This is a genomic window from Kitasatospora sp. GAS1066B (assembly GCF_041262605.1).
GTDB lineage: Bacteria > Actinomycetota > Actinomycetes > Streptomycetales > Streptomycetaceae > Kitasatospora.
Genome location: NZ_JBGCCO010000017.1, coordinates 57,554 through 83,722 on the forward strand (window position 1 = coordinate 57,554; position 26,169 = coordinate 83,722).

At 73.8% G+C, this 26,169-nt stretch carries 25 protein-coding genes and 1 riboswitch; of the genes, 11 read left to right on the plus strand and 14 right to left on the minus strand.

Annotation, left to right across the window (positions count from 1 at the left end; translation table 11 throughout):
* The first annotated feature begins 1 nt into the window (after window position 1).
* On the plus strand, window positions 2-1,327 hold the full coding sequence (locus ABH937_RS20170; protein ID WP_280686993.1) for a DUF58 domain-containing protein: 1,326 nt from the start codon (window positions 2-4) through the stop codon (window positions 1,325-1,327).
* Entirely contained in the window at window positions 1,324-3,747 is a 2,424-nt protein-coding gene (locus ABH937_RS20175) for a DUF3488 and transglutaminase-like domain-containing protein (RefSeq protein ID WP_280686992.1), read from the plus strand. Before ABH937_RS20170 ends, ABH937_RS20175 begins: the two co-directional genes overlap by 4 nt.
* Window positions 3,748-3,875: 128 nt before the next feature.
* Here ABH937_RS20175 and ABH937_RS20180 read toward each other — a convergent pair whose 3' ends face one another.
* The 3 genes from ABH937_RS20180 to ABH937_RS20190 all read right to left on the minus strand — a co-directional run bounded on the left by ABH937_RS20180 (window position 3,876) and on the right by ABH937_RS20190 (window position 5,782).
* On the minus strand, window positions 3,876-4,268 hold the full coding sequence (locus tag ABH937_RS20180) for a DUF3040 domain-containing protein (RefSeq protein WP_280686991.1): 393 nt from the start codon (window positions 4,266-4,268) through the stop codon (window positions 3,876-3,878).
* 219 nt (window positions 4,269-4,487) lie between these two features.
* A complete protein-coding gene (locus ABH937_RS20185; RefSeq protein WP_280686990.1) occupies window positions 4,488-5,240 on the minus strand; it encodes a methyltransferase domain-containing protein in 753 nt (250 codons plus the stop codon).
* 11 nt (window positions 5,241-5,251) lie between these two features.
* Window positions 5,252-5,782, minus strand: a complete 531-nt coding sequence (locus tag ABH937_RS20190; protein ID WP_280686989.1) for an SAV_6107 family HEPN domain-containing protein — start codon at window positions 5,780-5,782, stop codon at window positions 5,252-5,254.
* A 124-nt stretch (window positions 5,783-5,906) separates the two neighbouring features.
* On the opposite strand from ABH937_RS20190, the gene ABH937_RS20195 reads away from it, so the two are divergent.
* A complete protein-coding gene (locus ABH937_RS20195) occupies window positions 5,907-7,307 on the plus strand; it encodes a phytoene desaturase family protein (RefSeq protein WP_370219003.1) in 1,401 nt (466 codons plus the stop codon).
* Window positions 7,308-7,387: 80 nt separating this feature from the next.
* On the opposite strand, the gene ABH937_RS20200 is transcribed toward ABH937_RS20195, so the two are convergent.
* Window positions 7,388-8,179, minus strand: coding sequence for a hypothetical protein (locus ABH937_RS20200; protein ID WP_370219004.1), 792 nt, complete (start codon window positions 8,177-8,179; stop codon window positions 7,388-7,390).
* 125 nt (window positions 8,180-8,304) lie between these two features.
* Window positions 8,305-9,219 carry a methylenetetrahydrofolate reductase [NAD(P)H] gene (gene metF, locus ABH937_RS20205; RefSeq protein WP_280686986.1) on the minus strand — a complete coding sequence of 305 codons (915 nt, stop codon included), beginning with the start codon at window positions 9,217-9,219 and terminating at the stop codon, window positions 8,305-8,307.
* Between the two features lie 188 nt (window positions 9,220-9,407).
* Here metF and ABH937_RS20210 point away from each other — a divergent pair, with 188 nt between their 5' ends.
* Window positions 9,408-10,514 (plus strand): polyprenyl synthetase family protein, encoded by a 1,107-nt coding sequence (locus ABH937_RS20210; protein ID WP_370219005.1) that lies wholly within the window; start codon window positions 9,408-9,410, stop codon window positions 10,512-10,514.
* A gap of 7 nt (window positions 10,515-10,521) precedes the next feature.
* Here the strand turns inward: ABH937_RS20210 and thiE are convergent, their stop codons facing one another.
* The 3 genes from thiE to ABH937_RS20225 all read right to left on the minus strand — a co-directional run bounded on the left by thiE (window position 10,522) and on the right by ABH937_RS20225 (window position 12,800).
* A complete protein-coding gene (gene thiE, locus ABH937_RS20215) occupies window positions 10,522-11,178 on the minus strand; it encodes a thiamine phosphate synthase (protein WP_280686984.1) in 657 nt (218 codons plus the stop codon).
* Complete coding sequence (locus tag ABH937_RS20220) at window positions 11,175-11,540, minus strand: Rv2175c family DNA-binding protein (RefSeq protein WP_280687310.1); 366 nt, start codon at window positions 11,538-11,540, stop codon at window positions 11,175-11,177. Before ABH937_RS20220 ends, thiE begins: the two co-directional genes overlap by 4 nt.
* Window positions 11,541-11,606: 66 nt before the next feature.
* On the minus strand, window positions 11,607-12,800 hold the full coding sequence (locus ABH937_RS20225) for an NAD(P)/FAD-dependent oxidoreductase (RefSeq protein WP_370219006.1): 1,194 nt from the start codon (window positions 12,798-12,800) through the stop codon (window positions 11,607-11,609).
* Window positions 12,801-12,879: 79 nt separating this feature from the next.
* Window positions 12,880-12,992: riboswitch (TPP riboswitch) on the plus strand.
* On the opposite strand from ABH937_RS20225, the gene thiO reads away from it, so the two are divergent.
* The 4 genes from thiO to pknB all read left to right on the plus strand — a co-directional run bounded on the left by thiO (window position 12,987) and on the right by pknB (window position 17,223).
* Window positions 12,987-14,150 carry a glycine oxidase ThiO gene (gene thiO, locus ABH937_RS20230; RefSeq protein WP_370219007.1) on the plus strand — a complete coding sequence of 388 codons (1,164 nt, stop codon included), beginning with the start codon at window positions 12,987-12,989 and terminating at the stop codon, window positions 14,148-14,150. (Overlaps the previous riboswitch by 6 nt.)
* Entirely contained in the window at window positions 14,147-14,368 is a 222-nt protein-coding gene (gene thiS / locus ABH937_RS20235; protein ID WP_280686981.1) for a sulfur carrier protein ThiS, read from the plus strand. Before thiO ends, thiS begins: the two co-directional genes overlap by 4 nt.
* A gap of 7 nt (window positions 14,369-14,375) precedes the next feature.
* Window positions 14,376-15,206: a thiazole synthase gene (locus ABH937_RS20240; RefSeq protein WP_280686980.1), complete on the plus strand. Its 831-nt coding sequence runs from the start codon at window positions 14,376-14,378 to the stop codon at window positions 15,204-15,206.
* Between the two features lie 79 nt (window positions 15,207-15,285).
* The gene (pknB, locus tag ABH937_RS20245) at window positions 15,286-17,223 is read left to right on the plus strand and encodes a Stk1 family PASTA domain-containing Ser/Thr kinase (protein ID WP_370219008.1); all 1,938 of its coding nucleotides are present in this window, start codon (window positions 15,286-15,288) and stop codon (window positions 17,221-17,223) included.
* A 48-nt stretch (window positions 17,224-17,271) separates the two neighbouring features.
* On the opposite strand, the gene ABH937_RS20250 is transcribed toward pknB, so the two are convergent.
* Window positions 17,272-17,901: a sulfite oxidase-like oxidoreductase gene (locus tag ABH937_RS20250; protein ID WP_370219009.1), complete on the minus strand. Its 630-nt coding sequence runs from the start codon at window positions 17,899-17,901 to the stop codon at window positions 17,272-17,274.
* 199 nt (window positions 17,902-18,100) lie between these two features.
* Here ABH937_RS20250 and bfr point away from each other — a divergent pair, with 199 nt between their 5' ends.
* The gene (gene bfr, locus ABH937_RS20255) at window positions 18,101-18,580 is read left to right on the plus strand and encodes a bacterioferritin (RefSeq protein WP_280686977.1); all 480 of its coding nucleotides are present in this window, start codon (window positions 18,101-18,103) and stop codon (window positions 18,578-18,580) included.
* A gap of 22 nt (window positions 18,581-18,602) precedes the next feature.
* On the opposite strand, the gene ABH937_RS20260 is transcribed toward bfr, so the two are convergent.
* Together ABH937_RS20260 and ABH937_RS20265 are read right to left on the minus strand one after the other, a co-directional pair.
* On the minus strand, window positions 18,603-18,866 hold the full coding sequence (locus ABH937_RS20260; RefSeq protein ID WP_370219010.1) for a bacterioferritin-associated ferredoxin: 264 nt from the start codon (window positions 18,864-18,866) through the stop codon (window positions 18,603-18,605).
* 126 nt (window positions 18,867-18,992) lie between these two features.
* Window positions 18,993-20,327, minus strand: coding sequence for a class II 3-deoxy-7-phosphoheptulonate synthase (locus ABH937_RS20265; protein ID WP_280686975.1), 1,335 nt, complete (start codon window positions 20,325-20,327; stop codon window positions 18,993-18,995).
* A gap of 296 nt (window positions 20,328-20,623) precedes the next feature.
* Here ABH937_RS20265 and ABH937_RS20270 point away from each other — a divergent pair, with 296 nt between their 5' ends.
* On the plus strand, window positions 20,624-22,570 hold the full coding sequence (locus tag ABH937_RS20270; protein ID WP_280686974.1) for an anthranilate synthase family protein: 1,947 nt from the start codon (window positions 20,624-20,626) through the stop codon (window positions 22,568-22,570).
* Between the two features lie 109 nt (window positions 22,571-22,679).
* Window positions 22,680-23,336: an NADPH-dependent F420 reductase gene (locus ABH937_RS20275; RefSeq protein ID WP_280686973.1), complete on the plus strand. Its 657-nt coding sequence runs from the start codon at window positions 22,680-22,682 to the stop codon at window positions 23,334-23,336.
* Window positions 23,337-23,353: 17 nt separating this feature from the next.
* On the opposite strand, the gene ABH937_RS20280 is transcribed toward ABH937_RS20275, so the two are convergent.
* From ABH937_RS20280 to ABH937_RS20290, 3 genes are all read right to left on the minus strand, one after another.
* Window positions 23,354-24,052: a response regulator transcription factor gene (locus ABH937_RS20280; protein WP_280686972.1), complete on the minus strand. Its 699-nt coding sequence runs from the start codon at window positions 24,050-24,052 to the stop codon at window positions 23,354-23,356.
* Window positions 24,052-25,161 (minus strand): MacS family sensor histidine kinase, encoded by a 1,110-nt coding sequence (gene macS / locus ABH937_RS20285; protein WP_370219052.1) that lies wholly within the window; start codon window positions 25,159-25,161, stop codon window positions 24,052-24,054. Before macS ends, ABH937_RS20280 begins: the two co-directional genes overlap by 1 nt.
* 86 nt (window positions 25,162-25,247) lie before the next feature.
* Window positions 25,248-26,069, minus strand: coding sequence for a lysophospholipid acyltransferase family protein (locus ABH937_RS20290; protein WP_280687308.1), 822 nt, complete (start codon window positions 26,067-26,069; stop codon window positions 25,248-25,250).
* Between the last annotated feature and the right edge of the window lie 100 nt (window positions 26,070-26,169).

Below are 26,169 nucleotides of genomic sequence, written 5' to 3' on the forward strand. Positions count from 1 at the left end.
GGTGGCGGCACCGGACGACCCATCCGGCTTCCGGGCCGGGACGCGCGGCCTGACCACCCGCGGCCGCTCCTTCCTGGCGGGCGGGGTGACCGCGCTGCTCTGCTCCTACCTGCTGGGCCAGAGCGCCCTGCTGCGGGTCGCCGTGCTGCTGATCGCGCTGCCGCTGACGGCCGCGCTGCTGCTGGTGCGCACCCGCTACCGGGTGGCCAGCGGGCGCCGGCTCGCCCCGCACCGCGCCTCGGCCGGCCAGGAGGCCCGGGTCCACCTGCGGGTGGACAACATCTCCCGGGTGCCCACCGGCCTGCTGATGCTGGAGGACAAGGTGCCCTACGTGCTCGGCCCGCGCCCGCGGTTCGTGCTGGACCGGGTCGAGCCGCGCGGCTACCGCGAGGTCTCCTACCGGGTCCGCTCGGACCTGCGCGGCCGCTACCCGCTGGGCCCGCTGCAGCTGCGGCTGACCGACCCGTTCGGGATGTGCGAGCTGACCCGGGCGTTCAGCGCCGCCGACACCCTCACCGTGGTCCCGCAGGTGCAGGCGCTGCCGGCCGTGCGGCTCTCCGGCGAGTGGGCCGGCTACGGCGACAGCATGTCCCGCGCGGTCGCGCTGGCCGGTGACGACGACACCGTGCCGCGCGAGTACCGGCACGGCGACGACCTGCGCCGGGTGCACTGGAAGTCCACCGCCAAGTACGGCGAGCTGATGGTCCGCCGGGAGGAGCAGCCGCTGAAGGCCCGCGCCACCGTGCTGCTGGACAGCCGCGAGATCGGCCACCGGGGCAGCGGCCCGGCCTCCTCCTTCGAGTGGGCGGTCGGGTGCGCCGCCTCGGTCGCCAGCCACCTGCTGGAGCGCGGCTACCAGACCCGGCTGCTGACCGACAGCGGCGTGCAGGTCCCGGAGACCAACGCCCACGGCAGCGGGTCGGTGAGCGAGTCGATCGGCCTGGTGCTGGACGCGCTCGCGGTGGTCGACCACTCCACCGGCAGCGGCCTGGCCCGCGCCGAGGAGGTGCTGCGGACCGGCGGCGAGGGGTTGCTGGTGGCGATCCTCGGTGCCCTGGACGACGAGCAGGTGGCGAGCCTGGGCCGGCTGCGCCGCCGGGCCGGGACGGCGATCGCCTTCGTGCTGGACACCGGCAGCTGGGCCGGGCTTCGCCAGATCTTCCCCGAGTCGGGGTCCGACGAGCTGGAACGGCCGATGCGGCTGCTGCGCGAGGCGGGCTGGACGGTGCTGCCGGCCCGGGCCGGTGACACGGTGCCCGATCTGTGGCGGCTGGCCGACGGGCAGAACGCGGCCGCCGCCCGGACCCGGAAGGGGGCGGGCGCATGACCACCCGCGCGAGACTGACCGTGTACAGCGCTCTTGCCACCGCACTGTCCATGCTGGGCCTGACCCCGCTGCTGACCCCCGCCGGCTGGATCATGCCGGCCGGCGGGCTGATCCTGGTGACCGCGCTGGTCGGCGCCGGGCTGCGCCGGCTGGCGGTGGCCCGGCCGCTGGTCGTGCTGGCGCAGCTGTTCGCCGTCCTCTACCTGATCCTGTTCGGCGCGATCCGCGACAGCTTCGTGCTCGGGGTGCTGCCCGGCTCGGGCAGCCTGCAGGCGTTCAACAACCTGCTGCAGTCGGCCGGCAACGACATCACCCAGTACGCGATCCCGGCACCGGCCACCCCGGGCCTGCGGTTCCTGCTGATCCTGGCGGTGGCCGTGGTGGCGGTCGTGGTGGACGCGCTGGCGGTCACCTACCGCCAGGCGGCACTGGCCGGGCTGCCGCTGCTGGCGCTCTACTCGGTGGGCACCGGGCTGGCCGGCTCCGCCGACGGCGCGACCTGGCTCTGGTTCCTGGCGGCCGCCGCCGGCTACCTGATGGTGCTCTTCGCCGAGGGCCGCGACCGGCTCTCCCGCTGGGGCCGGGTCTTCCGCGGCGCCGGCACCAGCGAGAACCGCGGCGGGCTGCCCACCGGCGGCCACCGGATCGGCGTGGTCGCGCTGGCCTGCGCCCTGCTGCTGCCGGTGCTGGCACCCAACTGGGACCTCAGCCTGGTCAACGGCGGTTTCGGCGACGGCGGTTCGGGCGACGGCGGCGGCAACATCAGCACGCTCAGCCCGGTGGTCTCGCTGACCGACGGGCTGCGCCGCACGGACAACCAGCAGCTGATCCGCTACCACGGCACCGACCCCGCGCTGCGCACCGCCTACCTCCGGATCACCGCGCTGGACGAGTTCAACGGCCAGGAGTGGAAGCCGGGCAGGCAGAAGGACGAGCTGCTGCAGAACCCGCTGCCGCGCCCCGACGGGCTGGCCGGGGATGTGGCCAGCCCGAGCTTCGAGGCCCAGATCACGGTCTCGCAGAACCTGAGCAGCAGCTGGCTGCCCGCCCCGTACCCGATCGACCGGCTGCCGGGGCTGCCGGGCGACTGGCGCTACGAACCGGAGGTCGGCTCGGTGGTCGGCGCCCACGGCCAGCAGGCCACCGGGCTGAGCTACACGCTGACCGCGCTGAACATCGATCCGACCGGCGAGCAGCTGCGGGCGGCCCCGCCCGCGCCCAAGTCGATCACCGACACCTACCTGCAGCTGCCGGCCAACCTGCCCGGCCAGGTGAAGGACACCGCGCTGCAGGTGACCGCGGGCAAGGACACCGCCTACGACAAGGCGGTGGCGCTGCAGGACTGGTTCACCACCAGCGGCGGCTTCACCTACAGCACCTCGGTCGACGCGGGCACCGGACCGACCGCGATCCTCAAGTTCCTGCAGGACAAGAAGGGTTTCTGCGTGCACTTCGCCGCCACCATGGCGGCGATGGCCCGCACGCTGGGGATCCCGGCCCGGGTGGCGGTCGGTTTCGCGCCCGGCCAGGACCTCGGCAACGGCGACTACGTGGTGGGCAGCAACGACTACCACGCCTGGCCCGAGCTCTACTTCTCGGGCGCCGGCTGGCTGCGCTTCGAGCCCACGCCCAGCCGCGGCGTGGCGCCGGACTACAGCGGCGGGCAGGCCGCGCCGACCTCGACCGCGAGCTCCGCGCAGCCCTCGGCCACGGCCGGCGACCCCGGGGCGGCGCCCTCGGCGGACGCCTGCCCGGCGGTGCAGCGCAAGCAGGGCGGCTGCGACCAGCCCACGCAGAACTCGCAGTCGGCGGCCCCCGCGCCACTGGCGGCGACGCCGGCGACGCACGGGCTCCCGGCGCAGCTGCTCGGCCTGATCGCGGCCGGCGTGGCGGTGCTGCTCCTGCTGTTCTGGCCGATGCTCTGGCGGGCCCGGCTGCGCCGGCGCCGGCTGGGCGGCGGTCGCCGACGGCCCGGCGGGCCCGGCGGCGGGCTGACCGGGGCGCAGGTGCTGGCGGCCTGGCAGGAGGTGGTCGACTCCGCCTGGGACCTCGGCATCCCGCCGGACGAGGCCTACAGTCCCCGGCACACCGGGGAGCGGATCGGCGAGGCCGGCGGCCTGGACGAGTCGGCCCGGGCCGCGGTCGGCCGGGTGGCGCTGGCCACCGAGCAGGTGCTGTACGCCCGCGCGCCCGAGCCGGCGGCCCCGCTCGGACCGGACGTGCGGGAGGTGCGGGCCGGCCTGCGGGCCTCGGCCGCCCGCCGGCGGCGGCTGCGCGCGCTGCTGCTGCCGCCCTCGGTGGCGCGGGTCGGCTGGCGGCTGGCGGACCGGGTGCTCGCGCTGCGCCTGCGCGGCCGGGCGGCCGTCACCCGGGCCGGTGCCCCGCTGCGGCGGCTCGGCCGACCGGGACGGCGCGACTAGCGGAAGCGGAAAGACGTGGGCGGGTGATCCTCTTCGGATCACCCGCCCACGTCTTTCGTTTCACTGCTTTTCGTGTCAGTACGTTCGTGCGGTCGACTCAGTGGTCCAGTGCGCTGCCGGCCGGCCCGTTACAGGCCGTCGTGCTCGTCCCGGCGGCGCTGCCAGCGCTGCTCCATCCGATCCATCACGCTCGCCTTGCGCCGGGCCGGCGGAGCCGCCCGCAGGCCCGCCCCGGGCCCTGCCACCGGGTGCTTGCGCCAGCCGGCGACGGCCACCAGCGCGCACCCGAGCATCACCAGGAAACCGATCACGCTCAGCCAGATCAGCTGCGGCGATACGATCATGCCCCCCATCAGGAGGGCCACTCCCACCACGAATCCCGCCGCGGCCAGGAACACCCGTCGACGGGTGTAGGTGCGCAGCCCGGTTCCCTCAAGCGCCGTCGCGAACTTGGGATCTTCGGCGTACAGCGCTCGCTCCATCTGATCGAGCAGTCGCTGCTCGTGCTCCGAGAGCGGCACGGAGTCCTCCTACTCGTCGGTCGCGGGGCGACCGGTCCGCCACCTGGCCTTGTGTGGTCCATATGCCCCATGCGCCTGGCCGTCATGCGTTCTGGCTTTACCCAGATCATACGGTCCATCGACGGGTTCCGGAGCGGGCGACGATCGGTCGTGTCCGCCACATTCGCCGCACCCCACAAGGGTGCAACGCGCGCGGCGGCCGCCGAGTGCCCGGCCGGGTCAGCCCAGGGCGGCGAGCAGGTGCAGCTGGGTGGCGACCGCGTGGAAGGAGGGCTGCTGGGCGGCCGCCTCCTCCAGCCTGAGCAGCGCCTCCATGGCACCGGGCTCGGTGTCCACCAGGACCCCCGGCACCAGGTCGGCGAAGACCCGCACGCCGTGCACCGACTCGACCCGCAGCCCGGCGTCGGCGGCCAGCCCGTGCAGCTCGTCGGCGGTGAAGCGGCGCGGCATCGGGTCGCCGGCGCCCCAGCGGCCGTCGGTGGCGTCCAGCACGGTGCGGGCCTCGTCGAAATGACCGGCCAGCGCGCGGGCCAGCACGGCGCCGTTGCGGTTGGCGGCGAGCAGGCTGACCAGGCCGCCCTTGTGCAGGGTGGCGGTCAGGTGGCCGAGCGCCTCGGCGGGGTCGTCCACCACCTCCAGGACGCCGTGGCAGAGCACCGCGTCCACCGAGGCGGGGGCGATCAGCTCGGGCAGCGTCTGGGTGTCGCCCTGCACCGCGCGGACCAGGTCGGTCACCCCGGCCTCGGCCGCCCGGCGCTCCAGCGCGAAGAGCGCGTCCGGGCTCGGGTCGACCACGGTGACGCGGTGCCCGAGCCGGGCCACCGGCACGGCGAAGTTGCCCGTGCCGCCACCGGTGTCCAGCACGTCCAGCACGGGCTGGTCCAGTTCGGCGGCCCGACGCTCCAGCGCCGTGCGGACCACCTCCCAGACCACGGCGGTGCGCAGGGCGCTGCGGGGGCGCGTCGGGTACAAGGGTCGTCTCCTCAAGAGGCGGGCGGGCCGGACTTCTCCACCCTATTGCCTCCGAACTGCAGTACCCGCTCGACCAGACGAACGAAGAGCGCGGCGTTGCGGATCAGGTCGTCGGCGTCCCGAGCGGTGGCGGAGCCGGGCACGCCGGCCTCGGCCGCCGCGCGTTTGCTCGCACCGGCCGCGAAGTAGACCGCCCACTCCGCGAGTTCGGGGGCCACCTCGGGCAGCACCTCCCAGGCGCTGCGGATCGCCTTGCGCCTGCGCGGGTTCTTCTCCGGGCGGCCGCGCACCGCGAGCACGGCCGCGGTGGTGCGCAGCGCGGCCAGGTGCGCGGTGGCGTACCGCTCCAGCGGGTCCTCGGCGGCGGCGGCCGCGAGCAGCGTGCGGTGGGCGTGGGCCAGCAGGTCCCGGGCGGCCGGCGGGGCGCCGGCCTTGAGCAGCACCGGGTGGACGTCGACGGAGTGCAGCGGGAGCTCTCCGCCGGCCGCCGGCCGGGAAGTGCCCCCATGGAGGTCGGTGTTCGGGAGGTCGGTGACGGTCATGGTCTTACTCCCCCGGTCCAGAGCGGGTGCCCGGACCGGTCGGCCCGTGCACCGTCATGGTCGCGCCCGGCACTGACAATCCGGCCGGGTCCGCGGGAACGCCGGCCGATTAGGATCACCCCCTATGGCACGGATCGTCATCATCGGAGCAGGCATCAGCGGACTGGCGGCGGCCTCGCGGCTGGCCACCATCGGACACCGGGTGACGGTCTGCGAGGCGGCCCCGACCTACGGCGGGATGCTCGGGCGCCACCAGCGCGACGGCTTCGCCTTCGACACCGGACCGACCCTGCTGACGCTGCCCGCCGTCTACCGTGACCTCGCGCTCAAGACCGGCCGGGAGCCGCTGGAGCAGCTGGTGTCACTGGCCCCGGTGGACCCGGAGAGCCGGCACCTGTTCGCGGACGGCACCACCCTGGCGCTGCCGAACGCCTCGCGCGGCGGCGTCGCCCAGGCGCTGGACGCCGCGCTCGGGGCCGGCGCGGGCGAGCGCTGGGGCACCGTGCTGAACCGCGGCCGGGCGGTCTGGGAGGCCACCCGCCGGCCGCTGCTCGAGGAGCCGCTGCCCGCCGACCCCGCCGCGCTGGCCGTCGACCCCTACCCCGCCGCCCGACGCCGGGGCCTGGCCCGACTGCTGCCGGGCGGCGGGACCGCGACGCTGGACCAGGTCGCCACCCGCGAGCTCGGCGGACACCCCGCGCTCACCGCCCTGCTGACCGAGTACGCGTTGCGCTTCGGGTTCGACCCGCGCAGCGTGCCGGCCGGCGCCACGGTGATCCCGTACATGGAGCAGACCTTCGGCGTCTGGTACGTCCAGGGCGGCCTGCGGGCCCTCGCCGACGCCGTCTACCGGCGGTGCGAGCAGCGCGGGGTGGCGTTCCGGTTCGGCGAGCAGGTCGAGGACCAACTGCCGGTCGAGGCCGACCTGGTGCTCCGCACGGCGCCGGGCGAGGCGAGCGCCCCGGGCCGGTTCACCGTGCTGCTCGCGCTGCGCGGGGCCCGCCCGCCCGGCGCCGCGCACCGCACGGTGCTGCACGCCGCCGACCGGGCCGACGAGCTGGCCGCCCTGTTCGGCGCCACCGCCCGACTCTGTGACCGACCGACCGTGCAGGTGCTGCGTCCTGACGACCCGTCACTGCGCCCCGACGCCGACCACGAGGCGGTCACCCTGACCGTCACCGTGCCCTCCCAGGCCCGGCTGGACTGGACCGTCCCCGGCCGCGCCGAGCAGTTCGCGGACCAGTTGCTCGCCCGGCTGGACGAGGCAGGGCTGGGCCTGGCCGAGCGGATGCTGTGGCGGGAGCTGCGCACCCCGGCCGACACCGAGCGGGAGACCTCGGCCCCCGGCGGCGCCGTGCCGCGCCCGTCGCTGGCCGGGGCCGGCGGCGCCTTCCTGCAGCCGGCCAACACCGTCGCCGGGCGACCGGGCCACTACCTGGTCGGCGGGGCCGCGCACCCGGGCGGCGGGCTGGCCAGGGCCGGCATGTCGGCCTGCGTGGTGGCGGGGCTGATCGGGCCCGCGTAGGGCCTGTCCGGCGGATCTTTCCGGATCAGCCCGCAGCGGTGGGCGCCCGAGGGCCTGTCCGGTCGACGCCGGGGGATCCGCTACTGCCAGCCCTCGTGCTGCGGCTGCGGCTGGTAGTACTCGTAGGTCGGCTGCTGCGGCTGCTGCGGGATGCCGTACTCGGGCTGGTACTGGGCCGGGTCGTAGGCCTGCTGCTGCCACTGCTGCGGCTGCTGCTGCTCGTAGCCGACGTACTCCTGCGGCTGCTGGTAGTACCCGTACTCCACCGGGACCTGTTGCTGGTAGCCGTAGTTCGGGTCGAACTGCTGCTGCTGCGGCTGCTGCTCGCCGTACTGGTACGCCATCGCCTGCTGCTGCGGCTGCATCTGCTGCTGCTGGTGGTGCTGCTGCTGGTGCTCGTACACCGAGTCGTAGACCCCGTACTCCCCCGCCGCCATCGCCAGCTCGACGGCCTCCTCGGCGGGCTGCGGCAGCAGCTCCTGCTCGGGCTCCTCGATCGGGCCGACCTCGCCGACCTTCTCCTCGGCGGCCGCGGCCGCCACCGCCGCCGCACCCCCGGTGGCCGCGCTGAGCAGCGGCACCTTGGCGAGCGGTCCCGGCAGCGACCCGTCGGTGGCGCGCAGCGACCAGCCGGTGGAGTAACCGCGCTTGACCGAGAGGGTCACCAGGGCCTGTCCGAGCGCGAAGGCGAGCGCCCCGGCGGCGATCACCGGCACCGAGTGGATCGCCATCCCGGCCGCCACCAGCAGGAATCCGCCGAGCGCGAGCCCGCGCCAGTGCAGCGGGGCCCGGTTCTGCAGCAGCAGCTCGGCCAGCAGCCAGAGCGCGACCACGGCGAGCGCCGCGTACAACGCCAGCATCCCGATGCCCATCTGCGTCCTCCACCACAGCCCGGCGCGCGGCGCGCGTGTCCGGCGACTGTACCTGGTCGGCAGCCGCCGCCCCACATCCCGGACGAGACCGGACGAGAGCGGACGAGACCGGCCGGGGCCGGAGTTCAGCCCCGGTGCAGGCCGAGGTTCTGGTAGATCTGCAGCGTGGCCGTGGACCCGTTCAGCGTGATGAAGTGCAGCCCCGGCACGCCCTCGGCGAGCAACCGCTCGGACATCGAGGTGGCGTGCTCCATGCCCACCTCGCGCAGCGCCTTGGGATCGTCCACCACCGCGCGCAGCCGCGCCTCCAGCCCGGGCGGGAAGGGTGCGCCGCTCAGCTGCGGGAAGCGCTCCAGTTGCTTGGCGTTGGTCACCGGCATGATCTCCGGGATGATCGGCACCGAGCAGCCGGCCGCCTCCACCCGGTCGCGCAGCCGGAGGTAGTCCTCCACCTCGAAGAACATCTGGGTGATCGCGTAGTCGGCGCCGGCCCTGATCTTCTGGACGAAGTGCCGGATGTCCTCGTCCCAGTCGGTCGACCGGGGGTGCATGTTCGGGGAGGCGGCGACGCCCACGCAGAAGTCGCCGATCGACTTGATCAGCTCGACCAGCTCGTAGGCGTAGGTGACGCCCTGCGGGTGGCGCACCCACTCGCCGCTCGGGTCGCCGGGCGGGTCGCCGCGCACCGCGAGCACGTTGCGCACCCCCTGGTCCGCGTACTGGCCGATGATGTTGCGCAGTTCGGCCACCGAGTGGTCGACCGCGGTCAGGTGGGCGACCGGAGTGAGCGTGGTCTCGGCGGCGATCCGGCCGACCAGGTTGACGGTGCGGCCGCGGGTGGAGCCGCCGGCGCCGTAGGTCATGCAGACGAAGTTGGGGTTGAGCGGCTCGAGACGGCGGATCGCGGCCCAGAGCTTGTGCTCGGCCGCCTCGTTGCGCGCGGGCATGAACTCGAAGGAGTACGAACGCTTCCCGGCCGCCAGGAGTTCGCGGACCGTGAGCGCGCGGTCGGTTCTGGTGGACGGTACGCCGAGTGCCATGGTCGCAGGGTATCCGGCGGGGCTGTCGCACGGACAAACCCCGCTCAACCACTGAGACGATCCGTCCACCAGCTGGGGCAAGCACGGCGCGGGCCCGTCCACCGGCGGCCGGGGTGGGTCCGGCTGTCGCACTGCTGTCCGGTCGCCCGGTTAACCTGATCCCGATCCCGATCACTCCGGAGTGCGCCGTGACCTCGCCCAGCCCCACGCCCGTGCAAGCGCTCGACCAGGCGGCCGCCCGCACCCGGGTCGACGCCGCGCTCGCCGCCTTCATGACCGAGCAGCACGCGCTGCTGAGCTCGATCTCCCCGGACCTGGTGGCGGCGGCCGACGCGCTGCGCGACTTCCTGCTCGACGGCGGCAAGCGGCTGCGTCCGGCCTTCTGCTACTGGGGCTGGCGCGGCGCCGGCGGCGCGGACGACAGCGCGGGGATCTTCCGGGCGGCCGCGGCGCTCGAACTGCTGCAGGCCAGCGCGCTGGTGCACGACGACCTGATGGACCGCAGCGACACCCGGCGCGGCCTGCCCTCGATGCACCGGCGCTTCGAGGCGCTGCACCGCGAGCGCGGCTGGCGCGGGGACCGCGAGCAGTACGGGTCGGCCGCCGCGCTGCTGCTCGGCGACCTGCTGCTGATCTGGAGCGACGAGCTGTTCGTGCGCTGCGGCCTGGACCCGGCGACGGTGCTGGGCGCCAAGCCGGCCTTCGACCTGATGCGCACCGAGGTGATGGCCGGGCAGTACCTGGACGTCCTGGAGCCGGTGGCCGGCGACTCGACCGACGAGCGGGCACTGACCCGGGCGACGACGGTGCTGCACTACAAGTCGGCGAAGTACACCATCGAGCGCCCGCTGCAGGTCGGCGCCCGGCTGGCCGGTGCGAGCGAGGAACTGGTCACGGCCTACGGCGAGTTCGGGCTGCCGCTCGGCGAGGCCTTCCAGCTGCGCGACGACCTGCTCGGCGTCTTCGGCGACCCGGCCGTCACCGGCAAGCCGGCCGGCGACGACCTGCGCGAGGGCAAGCGGACCCTGCTGGTCGCCCTCGCGCTGCGGGCGCTGCCCCGGGAGCGGGCCGCCCGGCTGGACGCGCGGCTCGGCGCCACGGACCTGACGGCGCCGGAGATCGCCGAGCTCAGCGCCCTGGTGGCCGAGAGCGGCGCGCCCGCCCAGGTGGAGCAGCGGATCGAGCAGCTGATGGCGCGCTCGCTGGCCGCGCTGGCGGCGGCGCCGCTGAAGGACGAAGCGGCCCGGGAGACGCTGCTCGCGCTCGCCCGGGCCGCCACCGTGCGTCGTTACTGACGGACGCTCAGCTTGCGGCTCGCACTCGCCGTGCGAGTTCGGCTGCCGCCGCGCCCGGGTCCTCGGCGGCCGTGATCGCCCGGACCACCACCACCCGGCGGGCACCCGCCGCCAGCACCTGGTCCAGGTTGCCGAGGTCGATCCCGCCGATCGCGAACCACGGACGGTCCGTCGACTGCTTCGCCGCGTACTCCACCAGGCCCAGGCCCGGCGCGGGCCGGCCCGGCTTGGTCGGGGTCGGCCAGAGCGGCCCGGTGCAGAAGTAGTCCACACCCGGCTCGGCGATCGCGCCCGCCACCTCGGACTCGGCGTGGCAGGAGCGCCCGATCAGCACGTCCGGGCCCAGGATCGCCCGGGCGGCCGGCACCGGCAGGTCGTCCTGCCCCAGGTGCAGCAGCTGCGGGCGCGCGGCGTGCGCAACGTCCGCCCGGTCGTTCACCGCGAAGAGCTTGCCGTGCCGCTCGGCGGCCGCGGCGAAGACCTCCAGGAACTCCAGCTCCTGCTTGGCCTCCAGGCCCTTGTCGCGCAGCTGGACGAGGTCCACGCCGTTCGCCAGCACCGCGTCCAGGAACTGCTCCAGGTCGCCCTGCTCGCGGCGGGCGTCGGTGCACAGGTAGAGCCGGGCGTCGGCGAGCTTCGCCCGCAGGTCGGCGCCGGCCGTCACAGCGACATCGCCTGCGCGCGCCGCTTCACCTCGGTGCCCCGGTTCTCGCGCAGCGCCTGGATCGGGCTGCCCGGCAGCGAGGGGTCCTCGGTGAAGAGCCACTCCAGGATCTCCTCGTCGCTGAACCTCCCGTCCCGCAGCACGGTCAGCGTCCCGGCCAGGTGCTTGACCAGGCCGTCGTCCTCGATGAAGGCCGCCGGGACCTGCAACGAACGATTCGGGCCACGGCGCACCGCGATCAGCTTGCGGTCCTTGACCATCTGGCGGACCTCGGTGACCAGCACGCCCCAGCGCTCCGAGATGTCGGGCAGGTACACCCAGTCCTGGACCAGGTTTTCGATCTTCGATTCGCTCTCACTCACGTCACTCACGGCACCAGCCTGCCACCTCGCACGGCCACCGCGCACCAACGGCCGGTCCGGCGGGCGTCAGCGCAGGGCCGACTTGAGCGGCACGGCGGGGTCGGCGGCCAGCGCGGGATCGAGCGCCTTGCCCTGGTCGATCAGCCGCCGCGCCTGGGCCAGGTCCCGCGGCCGGTCCACGGTCAGCACCGCCACCGGGCGCTCCCCGCGCAGCCAGAGGACGCTCCACTGCGGCTCGGCCGGCGAGCCGCGCCAGAGCAGCCGGTCGCCCGCGCCGTGCCGGCCGGCGTACTGCACCATCCGTCCGAACTGCTCGGACCAGAAGTACGGCACCGGGTCGTACGGGTCCTCGGCCCCCAGCAGCGCAGCGGCCACCGCGCGGCCCGAGTGCAGCGCGTGGTCCCAGTGCTGCACGGTGACCCGCCCGCCGTACCGGGCCGACGGGTAGCCGGCGCAGTCACCGGCCGCCCAGACGCCGGGCAGCGAGGTGCGCAGCCGCTCGTCGACGCGGATCGCCCCGGCCCCGTCCAGCTCGACACCGGTGCCGGCCAGCCAGCCGGTGTCCGGGCGGGCGCCGACCCCGACCACCACCTCGTCGGCCGGCACCGACTCGCCGCCGGCCAGGTGCACCGCGCCCGGCTCGATCCGGTCCACCCGGGCGCCTAGGCGCAGCTCGACCCCGGCCTCGGCGTACCAGGCGCGCATCGGCGCGGTCAGCTCGACGGGCAGCGCGCCCGGCAGCGGCGCGTCGGCCGCCTCCAGGACGGTGACCCGGCAGCCGAGCAGGCGGGCGGCGGTGGCGGTCTCGGCGCCGATCCAGCCGGCCCCCACCAGCACCAGGTGGGCCTGCGGGCGCAGGACCGCACGCAGTGCGAGCGAGTCGTCGATGGTCCGCAGCACCCGGGCCGCGCCGTCCCCGGGCAGCCGGATCGGGGCCGCGCCGGTGGCGATCACCAGCCGGTCGTACGGCAGGTCGCCGGCCTCGGTGTGCAGCGTGCCCGGGGTCAGGCCGGTGGCCCGGCGGCCGGTCAGCAGCCGGACGTCGAGCGCCTCCCAGTCCAGGTCGAAGGCGGTCCGGTCGGCCTTGGCGAGCAGCACGTCCTTGGAGAGCGGCGGCCGGTCGTAGGGGCGGTGCGGCTCCGCGCCGACCAAGCTCAGCGGCCCCCGCCAGCCCCCCTCCCGCAAGGCCACCACGCACTGCGCGCCCGCCAGGCCCGCGCCGACCACGACCACCCGATCCGTGCTCCTCAGCTCTGCCATCCGGCCACCTTAGACCGGCCCCCGGCGTCCCATGGGGCGATCGCCGCATTCAGCCGCCGGTCACCCGGCGTTATGGTGGGGGCGTCCTCACGGGAGCCCGGCGCACCGGGCTGAGAGGCGGGCTGCGGCGGCCCGCGACCGTCCGAACCTGATCCGGGTCATTCCGGCGAAGGGAGAACCGGTCCTTTGTCACGCATCAAGGACGGCACGACGACCGACGTGCTGGTGATCGGCGGCGGCATCATCGGCCTCGCCGTCGCCTGGCGCACCGCGCAGCGCGGGCTGCGGGTGGCGGTGGTGGACCCGGACCCGGGCGGCGGCGCGGCGCGGGTGGCCGCGGGCATGCTGGCCCCGGTCACCGAGCTGCAGTACGGCGAGGAGCCGCTGCTGCGCCTGGGCATGGCGTCCAACGAGCGGTACGGCGCCTTCACCGCCGAACTCTCCCAGGCGACCGGCCTGGACACCGGCTACCGCGGCACCGGCACCCTCGCGGTCGCGCTGGACGCCGACGACAAGGCCGAGCTGAGCGAGCTGCACGCGTTCCACCAGCGCCTGGGCCTGACGTCCGACTGGTTGACCGGCCGCGAGGCCCGCCGGCTGGAGCCGATGCTGGCCCCGGGGGTGCGCGGCGGCCTGCTGGTCGGCGGCGACCACCAGGTGGATCCGCGGCGGCTGTCCGTCGCCCTCGTGCGCGCCTGCGAGCTGGGCGGCGTGTGGCTGCACCGGGCCGAGGCCGTCGAGCTGCTGGTCGAGGGCGATCGCGCGATCGGTGCCCGGCTGAGCACCGGCGAACGGCTGCTCGCCGACCAGGTCGTGCTGGCGGCCGGCGCGCACAGCCACCAGCTGCCCGGGCTGCCGTCCGGGGTGCTACCCGCGATCCGGCCGATCAAGGGCCAGATCCTGCGGCTGCGGATCCCGCCGGCCTACGCGCCGTTCCTCTCCCGCAACGTGCGCGCGGTGGTCCGCGGCGGCCACCTCTACCTGGTGCCGCGCGCGGACGGCGAGCTGGTGATCGGAGCGACCACCGAGGAGCAGGGCTACGACACCGTGGTCACCGCGGGCGGCGTCTACGAGCTGCTGCGCGACGCGCACGAGCTGGTCCCCGGGATCACCGAGCTGCCGCTGGTGGAGACCAGCGCCGGACTGCGCCCCGGCTCCCCCGACAACGCCCCGCTGCTCGGCCCCACCGCACTGCCCGGCCTGGTGGCCGCCACCGGCCACTACCGCAACGGCGTGCTGCTCACGGCGGTCACCGGTGACCTGCTGGCCGAGTACCTGACCACCGGCAGCGTGCCGGAGCTCGCCGCCCCGTTCTCCCCCGACCGCTTCGCCGCCAGGAGCCTGACATGAGCGCGATTCCCCAGACCGTCCCCCTGACCGTCAACGGCGCACCACGCCAGGTGCCGGCGTCGGCCACCCTCGCCGAGCTGGTCGCCGAGCTGTCCAAGGCACCCTCCGGCGTGGCGGCGGCGGTCAACGAGACCGTGGTGCCGCGGGGCGCGTGGACCGGTACCCGGCTCGCGCCCGGTGACCGGGTGGAGATCCTCACCGCCGTGCAGGGAGGCTGACGCTCCGATGGCTGACACTCGCCTGGTCGACGAAAAAGACGGTCTGACGATCGCCGACACCACCTTCACCTCCCGGCTGATCATGGGCACCGGCGGCGCCCCGAGCCTGGAGATCCTGGAACAGGCGCTGCGGATCTCGGGCACCGAGCTGACCACGGTGGCGATGCGCCGGGTCAAGGCGGACACCCAGGGCTCGGTGCTCGACGTGCTGGTCCGCAACGGCATCCGGATCCTGCCCAACACGGCCGGCTGCTTCACGGCGGGCGAGGCCGTGCTGACCGCGCGGCTGGCCCGCGAGGCGCTCGGCACGAGCTGGGTGAAGCTGGAGGTGATCGCCGACGAGCGGACCCTGCTGCCCGACCCGATCGAACTGCTGGACGCCGCCGAGACCCTGGTCGACGACGGCTTCACGGTGCTCCCCTACACCAACGACGACCCGGTGCTGGCCCGCAAGCTGGAGGACGTGGGCTGCGCGGCGATCATGCCGCTGGGCTCGCCGATCGGCTCCGGACTCGGCATCCGCAATCCGCACAACTTCCAGCTGATCGTGGAGAGCGCGGGCGTCCCGGTGATCCTGGACGCCGGCGCGGGCACCGCCTCGGACGTGGCGCTGGCCATGGAGCTGGGCTGCTCGGCGGTGATGCTGGCCTCCGCGGTGACCCGCGCCCAGGACCCGGTGCTGATGGCGGACGCGATGCGCCGGGCCGCCGAGGCCGGCCGCCTGGCCTACCGGGCCGGCCGGATCCCGCGCCGCTTCCACGCCGAGGCCTCCTCGACGATGGCAGGCCGGGCCGACCTGGACCCGCAGCTCGACCACCGGGAGCGGCCCGCCTTCTGACGCCCCGTCGCCCACACTGATGACGAACCATGACAGCCAGGTCACCCAACCGTGTTCTGACCGCCCCTAGACTCCTCTGGTGGACACGACCTTGAACGACCCCCTGCTCGGGACGCTGCTGGACGGGCGCTACCGGGTCGAGGAGCGCATCGCGGTGGGCGGCATGGCCACCGTCTACCGGGGCACCGACACCCGGCTGGACCGGGTGCTGGCGCTCAAGGTCATGCACCCGTCGCTGGCCGGCGACAGCGGATTCACCGACCGCTTCATCCGGGAGGCCAAGGCGGTCGCCCGGCTGTCGCACCCGAACGTGGTCAACGTCTTCGACCAGGGCGCGGACGGCGGCTCGGTCTTCCTGGCGATGGAGTACGTGCCCGGGTGGACGCTGCGCGACCTGCTGCGCGACCGCGGCGCGCTCTCCGTACGGGCCGCGCTCGACGTGCTGGAGCCGGTGCTGGCCGCGCTGGGCGCCGCGCACCGGGCCAGTCTGGTGCACCGGGACGTCAAGCCGGAGAACGTGCTGATCACCGACGGCGGCCTGGTCAAGGTGGCCGACTTCGGTCTGGTCCGGCTGCTCTCCGGCGCGGACACCGCGGTCACCGACACCACCACCCCCGGCGTGATCATGGGCACGGTCTCCTACCTGGCCCCCGAGCAGATCCAGCCGTCCGCCGCCACCGACCAGCGGGTCGACGTCTACGCGGCCGGCATCATGCTCTACGAGCTGCTGACCGGCAGCAAGCCGTACTCCGGGGACAACCCGATGCAGGTGATCTACCGTCACCTGCACGAGGACGTCCCGCCGCCCTCCCTCGTGGTGCCGGGCCTGGCGCCCGAGTTGGACGCGATCGTCGCGGCCGCGACGTCCCGCGACCCGCAGGGCCGGCCGTGGGACGCGGTCGAGTTGCTGGCCGCGCTGCAGCGGGTGCGGCGCGTGCTGACGCCGGCTCAGCTCGACGCCGAGCCGCCCGCCGCCAGCCGGCCCGCCCCGCAGTTCTCGCCGGTCGACGCGACCTCGGTGCTCGCCGCCCCGGTGGTGGAGCGGACCAGCGTCTTCACCGCCCCGCCGCCCTCGATGATCACCAAGCCCCGGCCCTACCACGAGCCGCCCCGGCCGCCGCGCCGCCAGCGCAAGCCGCGCTCCCGGCGCGGGCTGCTCTGGGGCTCGGTGCTGGCGGTGGTCGCGCTGGTGGTCGCCGGGGTCAGCTACCTGCTCTCCGGCGCCGTCTACGCGACGGTGCCCAGCGTGCTCGGCCAGACCCAGGCGCAGGCCGTCAGCACCCTGGACGGCGTGGGCCTGCGCGGAAACTTCGTCCAGGCGTTCAGCGAGTCGGTGCCGCCGGGCCAGGTGATCAGCAGCGATCCCGGAGTGGGCCAGCGGGCGCGCAAGAGCGACGCGGTCAAGGTGACCGTCTCCAAGGGGCCGGAGCGGATCGCCGTACCCGACGTCACCGGCAAGCCGCTCGACCAGGCCCAGCAGCAGCTCACCGCCGCCCGGCTGACGCCCGGCAGCACCACCCAGGACTACAGCCCGAGCGTGCCGCAGGGCTCGGTGATCTCCACCGCCCCGGCCGCCGGGCAGCCGCTGCCGGTGAACGCGCCGGTCGCGCTGGTGGTCAGCAAGGGCCCGGCGCCGGTGGCCGTACCGGACACCACCGGGCTGGCGGTGGCCGACGCGCAGAGCAAGCTGATCGCGGCCGGCTTCAAGGTGGCGCTGGCCACCGACCAGAGCTACTCCGACTCGGTGGCCGCCGGCTCGGTGGCCGCGCAGGACGTCACCGGCACCGCGGCCCCCAGCAGCACGGTGACCCTGACCCTCTCCAAGGGACCGCAGCCGGTGCCGGTGCCGTCGGTGACCGGGATGAACGAGTCGGACGCGACCAAGGCGCTGACCGCGGCCGGGTTCAAGGTGCGCAGCAGCGGGCTGAACTTCTTCGGGCTGAGCAACGTCTCCGGGCAGAGCCCGACGGCGGGCACCATGCTGCCCAAGGGGTCGACGGTGACCATCAACTTCTGAGGCGACCAGCTTCCGAGGCGGCCGACTTCCGGGGCGGCCGTCGGCGGCTCAGCGCAGCGGACCGTCCTGTGGCTCCTCCTGGTAGGAGTAGCGCTGCTCGGTCCACGGGTCGGCCCGGTTGTGGTAGCCGCGCTCCTCCCAGAAGCCGCGCCGGTCGGCCCGCATGTACTCCACCGCGCGCACCCACTTGGGGCCCTTCCAGGCGTAGAGCTGGGGGACGATCAACCGCACCGGGAAGCCGTGCTCGACGGTCAGCGGCTCGCCGTCGTGGTGGGTGGCGAAGACGGTGCGCGGGTCGGCGAAGACGGCCAGCGGGAGGTTGGCGCTGTAGCCGTACTCGGCCCAGACCATCACGTGGCTGACGCCGGGGGCGGGCGGTGCCAGCTCGAGGACGGTGCTGGCGGCCACCCCGCTCCACTCGCTGTCGAGCATCGAGAAGCGGGTCACGCAGTGGAAGTCGGCCCGGATCGTGGTCCTGGGCAGCCGGTGGAAGCCCTCGTGGTCCCAGCTGTGCTTCTCGGCCGAGGCGGTCGCCCCGAACACCTGGAAGTCCCAGGTCAGCGGCTTGAAACGGGGCACCGGACCGTAGTGCAGAACCGGCCAGCCACGCTGCAGGCGCTGTCCGGGTGGGAGCCTGGGGTCAGACGGCGGCGGTGGTTCTTGTTCGGACTGACCCATGGCTCCATGGTGACAGACGGCGGACGGCGGAAGCTTCACGCCCCTCACGGCGGTCGCACGCCCCATCAACTGGGGCAATCCACCGGAAAACGGCTAATCCGACACATTTCCGAGTGAGCGTGAACTTACTGGAAATACCACCCATAGCGATGCCAGGATGCGTCCAGCCGTTTCCCGAGCGAGGCAGGAAGGCACCGCCATGAAGGGCGACCCCGAGGTCATCGAGTTCCTCAACGAGCAGCTCACCGCCGAGCTCACGGCGATCAACCAGTACTTCCTGCACGCCAAGATGCAGGAGAACTTCGGCTGGACGAAGCTCGCCAAATACACCCGGCACGAGTCCTTCGACGAGATGAAGCACGCCGAGATCCTCACCGACCGGATCCTCTTCCTGGACGGCCTGCCCAACTACCAGCGGCTCTTCCACGTCCGGATCGGCCAGACGGTCAAGGAGATGTTCGAGGCCGACCGGCAGGTGGAGGTCGAGGCGATCGACCGGCTGCGCCGGGGCATCGTGGTGATGCGGGCCAAGAACGACGTCACCTCGGCCAACATCTTCGAGGACATCCTGGCCGACGAGGAACACCACATCGACTACCTGGACACCCAGCTCGAACTGCTGGAGAAGCTCGGCGACGCGCTCTACATCGCCCAGTTGATCGAACAGCCGGAGAGCTAGGGCGTTCAGGGACTCCGGACGATCAGGCGCTGCGGCGCAGCTCGATCGGCCGGTTGGCCGGCAGCTCGGCCTCGGGATCGGCCAGCCCCAGCTTCGCGGCCAGCCGGGCTGTCGGGCACGGCCGACCGCCGTGCTCGCCGAGCAGCGTCTGGATCCGCCGCACGCAGGAGCCGCAGTCGGTACCGGCCTTGCAGCCCTGGGCTATCTGACGCGGGGAGTTGGCACCGCTGTCGATGGCCCGCTTCACCTGGTCCTCGGTGACCGCATGGCACATGCACACGTACATCGCGGCCTCTCCCGGGGGTCTCGGCGCCTTTGAGCTAAGCCTTACCTTACCCGGCCTTCCGGGCGCGAAAAAGGCCCTGCCCCCACGAGGGGGACAGGGCCTTCGTCACAGTGCCGGCGGGGCAGGTCAGTGCCCGCGGTACATCTCCGCCACCAGGAAGGCCAGGTCCAGCGACTGGCTGCGGTTGAGCCGCGGGTCGCAGGCCGTCTCGTAGCGCTGGTGCAGGTCGTCGACCAGCACCTCGTCGCCGCCGCCGACGCACTCGGTGACGTCGTCGCCGGTCAGCTCCACGTGGATGCCGCCCGGGTGGGTGCCGAGTGCGCGGTGCACCTCGAAGAAGCCCTTGACCTCGTCGAGCACATCGTCGAACTTGCGGGTCTTGTGCCCGGTCTCGGCCTCGAAGGTGTTGCCGTGCATCGGGTCGCAGATCCAGACCGGCTGCGCACCCGAGGCGGTGACCTTCTCCACCAGGGTGGGCAGGTGCTCGCGGACCTTGCCCGCACCCATCCGGGTGATGAAGGTGAGCCGGCCCGGCTCGCGCTCGGGGTCGAGCCGCTCGATCAGGGTCAGCGCCTCGTCGACCGTGGTGGTCGGGCCGAGCTTGACCCCGATCGGGTTGCGGATCCTGGCGGCGAACTCGATGTGCGCGCCGTCCAGCTGCCGGGTCCGCTCGCCGATCCAGACCATGTGGCCGGAGACGTCGTAGAGGTCGCCGGTGCGGGAGTCGACCCGGGTCAGCGCGGTCTCGTAGTCGAGCACCAGCGCCTCGTGCGAGGAGTAGAACTCGACGGTCTTGAACTCCTCCGGCGCGACCCCGCAGGCCTGCATGAAGCTCAGCGCGTTGTCGATCTCCTTGGCCAGCCGCTCGTAGCGCTGACCGGCCGGCGAGTTGCGCACGAAGTCCTGGTTCCAGGCGTGCACCTGGCGCAGGTCGGCGTAGCCACCGGTGGTGAAGGCGCGGACCAGGTTGAGCGTGGCGGCGGAGGCGTTGTACATCCGCTTCAGGCGCTCGGGGTCGGGGCGGCGGGACTCCGGGGTGAACTCGAAGCCGTTCACCGAGTCGCCGCGGTACACCGGGAGGGTGACCCCGTCGCGGGTCTCGGTCGGCTTGGAGCGCGGCTTGGAGTACTGCCCGGCGATCCGGCCCACCTTGACCACCGGAACCGAGGCGGCGTAGGTGAGCACGGCCGCCATCTGCAGCAGGGTCTTGAGCTTGTTGCGGATCTGCTCCGCCGACACGCCGTCGAAGGCCTCGGCGCAGTCGCCGCCCTGCAGCAGGAACGCCTCACCACGCGCGACGGCAGCGAGCCGGGCGCGCAGCTGGTCGCACTCGCCGGCGAAGACGAGGGGCGGATACGAGGCGAGGTCCGCCAGAGCGGTGCGCAGCGCCTCACGGTCCGGCCAGTCAGGCTGCTGCGCCGCGGGCAAGGATTGCCAGGAATGGTGATTTGTCACGGTCACGGTGTCCAGGCTACGGGGTGTGACAACCGATTTGTGACCGCCTTCCGATGGGTGAGACACCGCGCGGACATTTCCCCACCGCGCGTTCACTCCGGTGGGCGATCGGCTACTGTCGCTTCCATGCACGCGCCGCACACCCTTTCCTGGTGGTGGGCCAACCCTCGGGTCGGCCCACCGCTCGCGCGTCCCTGACGACTCGACGGCCGCCCCACCCGGGCGGCCGTCGTCGTATCCAGCAGACGGCCTTCCCGGCAGAGCGGACCGCCCCCGCCCCTCCTCCCGGAAAGCCGCCGACGATGACCGGTTCCCGTGCCGCCGCCCTGCTCGCCCGCCTGACCGCCCCCGGCGCCCCCGCCTTCGCCGTCCTGCACCGCCGCACCCCGCGGCTGGCGCCGGACACGGTGGAGGTGCTGATCGGCGAGGTCGGCCACTACGACACCCTGGCCGAGCTGCCGCTGCCCACCGGTGCCCCCGCCGACGGCCGCCCACGGCACGACCTGCTCGCTCTGGTCCCGTACCGGCAGATCCGCGAGCGCGGCTTCGTGGCGCACGACGACGGCACCCCGTTGCAGGCGCTGCGGGTGACCGAGCAGTACGCCCTGCCGCTGGCGGAGCTGCTGGCCGCGCTGCCCCAGCTGCCGGTGACGCTCACCGACGGCGCCTTCGACATCGACGACGAGCGGTACGCCGAGATCGTCCGCACGGTGATCCGGGACGAGATCGGGCGTGGCGAGGGCGCCAACTTCGTGATCCGCCGGGACTTCCACGGCACTCTGGCCGACTTCTCCCCCGCGCTCGCGCTCAGCCTCTTCCGCCGCCTGCTGGCGCAGGAGCGCGGCGCGTACTGGACCTTCGTGGTGCACACGGGCGACACGGTGCTGGTCGGCGCCTCGCCCGAGGTGCACGTGCGGCAGAGCGGCGGGACGGTCGTGATGAACCCGATCTCCGGCACCTACCGCTATCCGGCCGGCGGCCCGACCCTGGACTCGCTGCTCGCCTTCCTGCACGACCCCAAGGAGCTGGAGGAGCTCACCATGGTGGTCGACGAGGAACTCAAGATGATGTGCACGGTCGGCGACCTGGGCGGTCAGGTGCTCGGCCCGCGGCTGAAGGAGATGGCCCACCTCGCGCACACCGAGTACGAGCTGCGCGGCCGCACCTCGCTGGACGTGCGCGAGGTGCTCAGGGAGACCATGTTCGCCGCCACCGTCACCGGCAGCCCGGTCCAGAACGCGACCCGGGTGATCCACCGCTACGAGGGCAGCGGGCGCGGCTACTACTCGGGTGCCCTCGCGCTGATCGGCCGCTCGGCCAGCGGCGGGCAGCAGCTGGACTCGCCGATCTGCATCCGCACCGCCGACATCGACCCGGCCACCGGGCGCCTGGTGGTCCGGGTCGGCGCCACCCTGGTCCGGCACTCCGACCCGGCCGGCGAGGTGGCCGAGACGCACGCCAAGGCGGCCGGCGTGCTGACCGCGATCGGCGCCCGCCCGGCGCCGTCCGGGCAGAGCGCGCGCGACGGCGGCCCCCGGCTGGCCGACGACCACCGGGTCCAGGCCGCGCTGGACGGGCGCCGCGCCGATCTGGCCCCGTTCTGGCTGCGGATGCAACAGCATGTGACGCCCGATCAGCCGCTGGAGACGCTGGTGGTGGACGGCGAGGACACCTTCACCGCGATGCTGGCCCACCTGCTGCGGGCGCTCGGCCACCGGGTCTCGGTGCTGCGCTACGACACTCCGGGGCTGCGCCGGCTCATCGCCGCGCACCGCGGTCCGCTGGTGCTGGGCCCGGGCCCGGGGGACCCGGCGGACGCCGCCGACCCGAAGATGGCCCTGCTGCGCCCGATCGTCGCCGAGGCGCTCACCGCCGCCCGCGCCGGCGCCCGCACCGCACCGCTGCTCGCGGTCTGCCTGAGCCACCAACTGCTCAGCGCTCAGCTGGGCCTGGGGCTGCGCCGCAAGGCCGAGGTCTACCAGGGCGCCCAGGAGACCATCGACCTCTTCGGCACCCGGCAGACCGTCGGCTTCTACAACACCTTCACCGCCCACTGCACCGACGCCGACGCCGCCCGGCTGGCCACCGAGGGCGTCGAGGTGGCCCGCGACCCGCTCACCGGCGACGTGCACGGGCTGCGCGGCCCCGGCTTCGCGAGCCTGCAGTTCCATCCCGAGTCGGTGCTGACCCGGGACGGCGTGACGCTGGTGGCCGAACTGCTGCGCGGCGCGGTACCGGTGGCGCGCTGAGCACGGGCGAGGCGGCTGTGCCAGGTCCGCACCTACTACGTGCAGTCCTGCCACAGCCACTCGTTGTGCCGGCGCCGGCGCCGCGGTGGCGCGCAGCACAATGGCCGCCATGCGAATCGGAATCCTCGGCAGCGGCTCAGTGGGTCAGACCCTGGCCGACAAACTGCTGACCCTCGGGCACGAAGTCACCCTCGGCTCCCGCAGCGAGGCCAACCCCACCGGCACCGCCTGGGCCGAAGCGGCCGGACCGCACGGGCACAACGGGACCTTCGCGGACACCGCCGAGTTCGGCGAGCTGGTGATCAACGCCACCCTGGGCGCGGTCGCGCTCGCCGCGCTGGAGGCGGCCGGTGCCAAGGCGCTGGCCGGCAAGGTCCTGGTGGACGTCTGCAACCCGCTGGTGTTCGCCGCCGACGGCACCGTCACCCTCGACCCGGTGAACGACGACAGCATGGGCGAGCGGATCCAGCGCGCCTTCCCCGACACCCGGGTGGTCAAGGCGCTCAACACGCTCTCCGCCCCGGTGATGGTCGACCCCACCCGGGTCCCCGGCCGGCACCAGCTCTTCGTCGCGGGCGAGGACGCGGGTGCCAAGCGGGAGGTCACCGCGCTGCTGGAGTCCTTCGGCTGGCCGGCCGCCGACATCGTGGACCTGGGCGGCATCCAGGCCGCGCGGGGTCTGGAGATGCTGATGCCGTTCTGGCTGAGCATGATGCGGCACCACGGGCACACCGACTTCAACTACGCCTTCCAGGTGGCCGGCTGACCGACCATCGGACCGGGTCAGCTCGGGTCGTCGTCCAGCCCCCGCTCGATGGCGTAGCGCACCAGCTCGACCCGGTTGTGCAGTTGGAGCTTCCCGAGGGTGTTCTGCACGTGGTTCTGCACCGTGCGATGCGAGAGCACCAGCCGCTCGGCGATCTGACGGTACGACAACCCCTTCGCCACCATGCGCAGCACCTCGGTCTCCCGTGCCGTCAGCCGCGGCACCGGCGCCCCCGCCGAGCCCGATCGCGCCTCGTCGACGGGCTCGGCGGCCAGCCGCCGGAACTCGCCGAGCACCAGGCCGGCCAGTCCCGGGGTGAAGACCGCGTCCCCGGCGGCCGTGCGCCGCACCGCGTCCAGCAGTTCCTCGCGCCCGGCCGACTTCACCAGGTACCCGCTCGCCCCGGCCTTCACCGCCGCCAGCACGTCCGCGTGCTCCCCGCTCGCGGAGAGCACCAGGACCCGCAGGCCCGGATCGGCGGCCAGCACCTGGCGGCAGACCTCGGCACCGGGCAGCAGCGGCAGGTGCAGGTCGAGCAGCAGCACCTGCGGCCGGCTCGCGGCCGCCCGGCGGACCGCCTGCGCACCGTCCCCGGCGGTGGCCACCACCTCGAAGCCCGCGTCGGCCAGGTCCCTGGCCACCGCCTCCCGCCACATCGGATGGTCGTCCACCACCATCACCCGCAGCCGCCCACCGAACACCTGCTGGCCCGCCATCAGCCCTCGCCTTCCCTGGGTACCCGCAACTCGATCTCGACGCCTTCGCCCGGCGCCGAACTGAACTCCGCCGTGCCGCCCAGGTCGCTCAGCCGGCCCTCGATCGACTGGGCGACGCCGAGCCGCCCGTCCTGCCGAGCCTCGGCCAGCCGTCCGGCGGGGAACCCCGGGCCGTCGTCGCGGATCGAGACGGTCACCGCCGCGGGCTCGTCCTCCAGCAGGATCCAGGCGCGGGCGTCCGGCCCGGCGTGCCGCCGCACGTTGTCCACGGCCGCGCCCACGGCGGCCGCGAGTTGCTCGGCCACCTGGCCGGGCAGCAGCACCGGGGTGCCGGGGGCCGCGACGGTGATCCGCTCGTCGGCGTAGCCGCTGAGCAGCTCGCGCAGGTCGCGGCCCTCGCCGCGGGTCTGCGCCGGGAGCCGGCCGCTGGTCATCAGCGTCCGCAGCGCCCGTTCCTGCTCCCCGGCGAGCTGCCCGAGCCGCTCGTCGACCGCGCCGGCCCGCCGCTGCACCAGCGCCAGCACCTGGAGCACCCCGTCGTGGATGTCGCGGGAGAGCCGCTCCCGCTCGCGGGTGGCCGCATCCACCCGCAACGCCTCGCCCAGCGTGGCCTCGCTCGCCCTGGCCAGCTCCATCACCTGGCCGACCGGGCAGCCGACCATCAGCAGCAGCACGGTGTTGTGGATGTTGTCCAGGGTCGGCCCGCCGTGCCCGAGGATGTTCGCGGCGCCGATCACCAGCGCCGCCGCCGCGGCCAGCCGCCAGCCGCCCCGGCCGCCGAAGCCGAGCACCGTGGCGGCCGCCCAGATGGTCGGCAGGGTCAGCGCGCCGGCCGCGGTCTGCTGCGGGGTGTCGACATATCCACTGAGCACGATGCCGCTCACCGCGATGGCGAGGTCGAAACCCAGCATCGGCCAGGAGCAGCGGGCCGGGTTGCCGAAGGCGCGCGAGGTGGCCAACGTCCAGAGCACCAGGGCGCCCAGGTAGATCCAGCCGGCCACCGGATGCCGCACGTGCGCGAAGACCAGCGAGAACCGGAACAGCGCGTAGCCCAGCGCGAGCAGCCGGTATCCGCTGATCCCCCGCCAGAGCGGCAGCTCCACCGACATCCCGCCGGCCGCCACCGCCGCGCTCGGGCCACCCCCCGGTACTGCCACCGCGCCCGCTCCCCCGGTTCGCGCCGAACGAACAGACCCTAGGAGTCGCCCGACTCCTGCTTGCCCTGCTCCAGTTCCTGCTTCTCCTGCTCCAGCTTCTCCAGCTCCTGGCGCTCCTTCTCGGCCGCCTTCTCCGCCGCCCGCTCCGCGCGCTGCTCGGCCCGGCGCTCGGCGTCCGCACGCTTCTTCTCGTCCGCGATCTGCCGCTTGGCGGCGGTCGCGTAGATGTCCACGTACTCCTGGCCGGAGAGCCGCATGATCTCGTACATCACCTCGTCGGTGACCGAGCGCAGGATGAAGCGGTCGTTCTCCATGCCCTGGTAGCGGGAGAAGTCCAGCGGGCGGCCGATCCGGATGCCGGGGCGGATGCCGAAGTTGGGGACCACCTGGCCGGGCGGCTGCACCTTCTCGGTGTCGATCATCGCCACCGGGATCACCGGCGCGCCGGTCTGCAGCGCGACCCTGGCCAGGCCGCCGACCTTGCCGCGGTACAGCTTGCCGTCGGGCGAGCGGGTGCCCTCGGGGTAGACGCCGAACAGCTCGCCGCGGTCGATCACCGCGACCGCGCTGCGGATCGCCGCCTCACCGGCCCCGCGCACTCCGGAGCGGTCCACCGGGAGCTGGCCGACGCCCTTGAAGAAGGCGGCCGTCAGCTTGCCCTTGAGGCCGGGCGTGTTGAAGTACTCCGCCTTCGCGATGAAGGTCACCCGACGCTTCATCAACGCGGGCAGGAAGAAGGAGTCCGAGAACGAGAGGTGGTTGCTGGCGATGATCGCCGGGCCCTCGTCCGGGATGTTCTCCGCACCTTCCATCCACGGCCGGAAGAAGATCCGCAGCATCGGCGCGACGATCATCTTCATCAGTCGGTAGAACAACCCGGACCTCCTGTATTGCAGACCGGTCGATCCTAATGCCCCCGCGACCCCCTCGACGCACCAGTGCGGCGCCGCCGCGCGACCG

What these genes read in the sequence shown, in the direction of transcription:
- ABH937_RS20195 (WP_370219003.1), top strand. Translation starts at nt 5,907, where the DNA reads ATGGCACGGATCGTCATCATCGGAGCAGGCATCAGCGGACTGGCGGCG.
- thiS (WP_280686981.1), top strand. Translation starts at nt 14,147, where the DNA reads ATGAGCGCGATTCCCCAGACCGTCCCCCTGACCGTCAACGGCGCACCA.
- ABH937_RS20270 (WP_280686974.1), top strand. Translation starts at nt 20,624, where the DNA reads ATGACCGGTTCCCGTGCCGCCGCCCTGCTCGCCCGCCTGACCGCCCCC.
- ABH937_RS20240 (WP_280686980.1), top strand. Translation starts at nt 14,376, where the DNA reads ATGGCTGACACTCGCCTGGTCGACGAAAAAGACGGTCTGACGATCGCC.
- ABH937_RS20225 (WP_370219006.1), bottom strand. Translation starts at nt 12,800, where the DNA reads ATGGCAGAGCTGAGGAGCACGGATCGGGTGGTCGTGGTCGGCGCGGGC.
- ABH937_RS20190 (WP_280686989.1), bottom strand. Translation starts at nt 5,782, where the DNA reads ATGACCGTCACCGACCTCCCGAACACCGACCTCCATGGGGGCACTTCC.
- macS (WP_370219052.1), bottom strand. Translation starts at nt 25,161, where the DNA reads ATGTCGGTGGAGCTGCCGCTCTGGCGGGGGATCAGCGGATACCGGCTG.
- ABH937_RS20280 (WP_280686972.1), bottom strand. Translation starts at nt 24,052, where the DNA reads ATGGCGGGCCAGCAGGTGTTCGGTGGGCGGCTGCGGGTGATGGTGGTG.
- ABH937_RS20200 (WP_370219004.1), bottom strand. Translation starts at nt 8,179, where the DNA reads ATGGGCATCGGGATGCTGGCGTTGTACGCGGCGCTCGCCGTGGTCGCG.
- bfr (WP_280686977.1), top strand. Translation starts at nt 18,101, where the DNA reads ATGAAGGGCGACCCCGAGGTCATCGAGTTCCTCAACGAGCAGCTCACC.
- ABH937_RS20275 (WP_280686973.1), top strand. Translation starts at nt 22,680, where the DNA reads ATGCGAATCGGAATCCTCGGCAGCGGCTCAGTGGGTCAGACCCTGGCC.
- metF (WP_280686986.1), bottom strand. Translation starts at nt 9,219, where the DNA reads ATGGCACTCGGCGTACCGTCCACCAGAACCGACCGCGCGCTCACGGTC.
- ABH937_RS20175 (WP_280686992.1), top strand. Translation starts at nt 1,324, where the DNA reads ATGACCACCCGCGCGAGACTGACCGTGTACAGCGCTCTTGCCACCGCA.
- ABH937_RS20290 (WP_280687308.1), bottom strand. Translation starts at nt 26,069, where the DNA reads ATGAAGATGATCGTCGCGCCGATGCTGCGGATCTTCTTCCGGCCGTGG.
- ABH937_RS20260 (WP_370219010.1), bottom strand. Translation starts at nt 18,866, where the DNA reads ATGTACGTGTGCATGTGCCATGCGGTCACCGAGGACCAGGTGAAGCGG.
- ABH937_RS20250 (WP_370219009.1), bottom strand. Translation starts at nt 17,901, where the DNA reads ATGGGTCAGTCCGAACAAGAACCACCGCCGCCGTCTGACCCCAGGCTC.